At 60.1% G+C, this 3,402-nt stretch carries 4 protein-coding genes; 1 reads left to right on the top strand and 3 read right to left on the bottom strand.

Translation table 11 applies throughout. From position 1 onward, the window contains the following. On the bottom strand, positions 1 to 530 hold a 530-nt coding region (locus tag H1Y01_RS13500), incomplete at its 3' end, for an aminotransferase class I/II-fold pyridoxal phosphate-dependent enzyme (RefSeq protein WP_180541038.1). Next, positions 515 to 1,915: a cysteine--tRNA ligase gene (gene cysS, locus H1Y01_RS13495; RefSeq protein WP_180541037.1), complete on the bottom strand. Its 1,401-nt coding sequence runs from the start codon at positions 1,913 to 1,915 to the stop codon at positions 515 to 517. The genes H1Y01_RS13500 and cysS, both read right to left, overlap by 16 nt. A gap of 261 nt (positions 1,916 to 2,176) precedes the next feature. Here cysS and H1Y01_RS13490 point away from each other — a divergent pair, with 261 nt between their 5' ends. Beyond that, entirely contained in the window at positions 2,177 to 2,548 is a 372-nt protein-coding gene (locus H1Y01_RS13490; protein WP_180541036.1) for a hypothetical protein, read from the top strand. A 7-nt stretch (positions 2,549 to 2,555) separates the two neighbouring features. Here H1Y01_RS13490 and H1Y01_RS13485 read toward each other — a convergent pair. Next, a partial coding sequence (locus H1Y01_RS13485) for a hypothetical protein (RefSeq protein ID WP_219341531.1) occupies positions 2,556 to 3,402 on the bottom strand: 847 nt, incomplete at its 5' end.

The raw sequence follows: 3,402 nt of genomic DNA, 5'->3' as shown, positions 1-3,402 counted from the left end.
GCGACCTCGTCGAGATCGGCCACGCGCAGCAGCGGGTTGGACACGGTTTCCATCACCAGGACGCCGGGCTTGTGCCGGTCGATGGCCTGGCAGAGTTTCGCGCGGTCGCAGAAATCGACGAAGTGGACGCTGACGCCTTGCGGCTCGAAGATATCCATCAGGATGTGGACGGTGGCGCCGTAGAGCGATTCGGCGGCGACGATGGAGCGGTTGCGGTCGGCGAGCCCGACGTGTATCGCGGCCTGGAGCGCGGACATCCCCGAAGAAGTGGCTAAGGCGCCCGCGCCGGAATCGAGATCGGCGAGTAACTCTTCGAGCGCGCGGTTGGTGGGGTTGGAGTAGCGCTGATAGGACTCGCCGGGTTCTTCACGGGCGAAGACGCGGTCGAGCTGGGCGACGTCCTCATAGATGTAACTCGCCGCCGTGAAGATCGGCGTGGTTACGGGGATTGCGCCGGGCCCTCGTTTGCGGTCCGCACTGTGGACAGCGCGGGTTTCCATGGCTATTTTGGCGTCTACTTTCTTTTCCATCTGACTCCGTCCTTAGTGTCCTCCAGGATGACGCCGGCATCGGCGAGGAGGGCGCGAATCTCATCCGCGCGGGAGAAATTGCGGGATTTTTTGGCCTGCTTGCGTTCTTCAATCAGCGCGTCGATCTTGTCATCGGCGAGGGAGTTCGAATCGGCGCCGGTGGAAAGGACGTCGAAGACCGAGTCGAACAGGTTCAAGACCTCTTGTGCGCGTTCGCGGTTGCCGGTGCGAAACGCGCCGCGATCCATAGCGATGTTGACGTCGCGAACGTACTCGAACGTTGCGGCTAAAGCTTCGGCCGTATTGAGATCGTCATCCATACTTTCGCGGAAGGCTGCGGTGGCTTGGACGGCCCGTTCATCCAAGGCGGCGTCCTGACCCTCGTCGAAGGGTTCAGTGGCGAGGCGCAGGGCGAAGTTGCGCATGCGATCGATGGCGGTCGCGGCCGACTTCAGTCCATCGAACGTGAAGTTCAAGGCCTTGCGATAGGGCACGGAAGCAAGGAGATAGCGCACGGACTCCGGCGAGAAACCCTTGTCCAGGATGTCGCGCAAGGTATGGAAGTTCCCGAGCGACTTGGACATCTTCTGGCCGTCAACGAGGAGAAACTCGGAATGAACCCAGAATCGCGCGAACGGGTGATGGGTCAGCGACTCCGATTGGGCGATCTCGTTTTCGTGGTGGGGAAAGATCAGGTCGACACCGCCGGCGTGTAAGTCGAGAGTATCGCCGAGGTACTCGATCGCCATGACGGAACACTCGATGTGCCAGCCGGGGCGGCCGCGCCCGACCACTGTATCCCAGTAAGGCTCGTTCTCTTTGGCGGCCTTCCAGAGGACGAAGTCGCGCGCGTCGTCCTTTTCGTACTCGTCGACATCGACGCGGGCGCCGGCGCGGTTTCCGCTGAAGTTGATGTGCGACAGTTTGCCGTACTCAGGGAATTTCGAGATCCGAAAGTAAGTGGAACCCTCGCCTTCGTAGGTATAACCTAGTTCGCCGAGCTTTCGAATCGCCGCGGCCATTTCCGGGATGTGCTCGGTGGCCGGAGTAACATGTTCCGGCTTCTGGAGGCGAAGCAAGGCGCTGTCCTCGAAGTAGGCCTTAGTGTAAATCGCGGAGTAGTCGCTGATCGACTTTCCCTGAGCGGTGGCGTTACGGATAATCTTGTCGTCGACATCGGTGATGTTCATCACGTGATTTAGGCCGAATCCGCTGGCCTGCAGCCAGCGTCTAAGGATGTCGTAGAAGACAAACGTTCGGAAGTTACCGATATGCGCATAGTCGTACACGGTAGGGCCGCAGGTGTACATGCGAACCGTGTTGTCGCGGTCGGGCGCGAATGGCTGCACCTGGAGCGTGAGCGTATTGTAGAGGCGCAAAGACATGAAATCAGGTTGGTTCGCGTCGGCAGGAGCCGGCCTTTTTATGGTAGCAATGCGGTGTGGGAAGGCGGGTGTGGGACGGGCGAGTGCCGGGGAGACCCGGGGTTAGGCTGCCGTTGGCGGTGTACCTTTTTGAATATTTTCTCCAATTAAATGGAAAGGAATATTGACTTACGGATTAAAAGATTTAAGCTGAAGAAGATTCCGCTCCCTGAAAAAGAGACAAGTAGTGACAAGTTCCGTTCCGAAAGGAGATGAAGTCGCATGGCAAATATCCTCCTGGCGGGCCTCGACGCGGAAATCCAACGGGAATTTTCCGGTAAGTTAGCCCAGCTCGGACATAGTTTTACCTCACAACACGGAAACAAGGTTTCCGCTGAAATACACCCGGACGTCGTTCTGGCGTCGGGTGACGATGCGCCCTATTATCGGCGGCTGAAAGCGCTTCGCGCGGGGAATCCGGCGCTGCCCGTGGTTCTGGTGAGCCGCGTTGCTTCGGACGAAAGCTGGCTGACAGCTTTGGAAGCCGGGGCGACCGATTACTGCGCGAGCGGCATTGATACCGAGAATTTGCGGTGGATCATCAACGGCGCGACGAGGACGGCCGGTATCCGGATCGCGAGCGCCGCGGCCTAATTCAGACCTACAGATTCGCTTTGACGACAAGCTCAGCCCTTTGCGGCTGGGCTTTTTCTTTGCCGGTCGGCGTTACTGGGCGACTTTGCGGGTTTTTCGGCTCCGGGTCCGTGGCGGCTTGCGCGGCGCCGGTTGGCAAAGCGTCCGTTTGCAGGGCGTCATGTTGCAGAGCGTGAGTTTGCAAAACAAAGCCAGAGCCCGCGGCGGCTGCCTTTTCGGGTTTGGGAGCGTCGGTTGCCGTTTCCGGTTGCATCGGGTCGACCGTTTCGATCCTTTGTTCGCGGCTGGCAGCGGCCGGATCGTCTGTGCGGTTATTGATTTCTTCGCGGAGCTGGGCTTCGGTCTCTTTCAGGAGCTTATTGATGCGGTTTTCGTGGCGGCCGATTTGATCGAAGTGCCTGGCGTTGGCGCGGAAAGCGGCGGCTTGTGCAAAGGCGAGGCGCGTGGGCTCATCGTAGTGCTCGTATTTTTCGATCTGCTCGGTGATGCCGAGGGACCATAAGTTGGTTTCGGCGGTCCGCAGCCGGGCCAAGCGCCATTCGTTCTCCTGCAGGGTGCGGACGAGCTTGCGCTCGATCGCGGTGGCCGGCTGCCAATGGTTCAAGAGCTGGACGCCGAGGAAGGAGTACGCTTCCAGGTCCTCGCCGGGGAATACGATCTGCTGCGCGCAGGCGCCGTGGCGGATGGCGTTGAGCTTGACGTTGGCCTTGCCTTCCGGCGTTTTCGGGCCGGTGGAGTGCTGCGCGTTCTCGCGGTTGATGGCGGCGCGGTCGCGAGGTTGCGAGGTTGGAGCGGCGATGGGATGCATTGGAGTGGGACCTTTCTGGCTTGAGGGTAGGTTAGGCGGGGCGGGG

The organism is Nevskia soli (assembly GCF_903970205.1).
In the GTDB taxonomy this organism is placed as follows: Bacteria; Acidobacteriota; Terriglobia; order Bryobacterales; family Bryobacteraceae; genus Bog-113.
Note: the sequence above shows the minus strand (reverse complement) of the source record. Positions and strands in the feature narration are given on the sequence as shown.

Coding starts and splice junctions, on each gene's coding strand:
- cysS (WP_180541037.1), bottom strand. CDS start 1,915: ATGTCTTTGCGCCTCTACAATACGCTCACGCTCCAGGTGCAGCCATTC.
- H1Y01_RS13490 (WP_180541036.1), top strand. CDS start 2,177: ATGGCAAATATCCTCCTGGCGGGCCTCGACGCGGAAATCCAACGGGAA.